The sequence below is a fragment of the Streptomyces sp. WM4235 genome, assembly GCF_001279725.1.
Lineage (GTDB): Bacteria > Actinomycetota > Actinomycetes > Streptomycetales > Streptomycetaceae > Streptomyces.
Genome location: NZ_LGDE01000239.1, coordinates 1 through 718 on the forward strand (window position 1 = coordinate 1; position 718 = coordinate 718).

Sequence of the window (718 nt, forward strand, 5' to 3'; positions counted from 1 at the left end):
GCTTACGCTTCGAGTAAGAAATGCGAACTGGATTCGATGACCGGGGCGGGGCAGGCTGGGCGCCATGACACAGGACACCCCCCAGGACACGGCAACGCCGCCGCCCGCGGCTCCGAACCGAGACCGGGACACGCGGCCCTTCCCGGGCGGGATCCACGTCCCGCTCGTCACCCCCTTCACCCCTCCCGGGGGGGTCGCGGTCGACGCCCTGGAGGCCCTCGCCCACGAGGTGCTCGACGCGGGCGCCCGCGGGATCGTCGCCCTCGGCACCACCGGGGAGAGCGCCGGCCTCGACGCGGCGGAACGGGATCTGGTCACCGACGTCTGCGCCCGGGTCTGTCGAGAGCGCGGTGCGCCGCTCACCGTCGGCGCGGGGGCGAGCGGGACCCGGGCGAGCGAGGCCGCGCTGACCCGGCTCGCGCACCGGCAGCCGGTACGGGCGGCTCTGGTGACGGTCCCGTCGTTCGTGAGGCCCTCGGCGGCGGGGGTGCTGGCGCACTTCGAGCGCCTGGCCGAGGTGAGCCCCGTACCGCTGGTCGTCTATCACGTCCCCTACCGGACCGGGCAGCCTCTGGACGCCGCCGCGCTCCGCGCGCTCGGAAAGCTGCCGGGGGTGGTCGGGGTCAAGTACGCGGCCGGCGGCATCGACCAGGACGTCGTGGCACTGCTCGGTGACCGGCCGGACGGTTTCGCGGTGCTGGCGGGCGACGACGCCTAC

1 protein-coding gene is annotated in these 718 nt (G+C 74.9%); it reads left to right on the top strand.

The annotated features are described in order from the left end of the window. Positions 1–64 precede the first annotated feature (64 nt). The coding region (locus tag ADK55_RS18115) for a dihydrodipicolinate synthase family protein (protein ID WP_199826557.1) at positions 65–718 on the top strand (654 nt) is incomplete at its 3' end.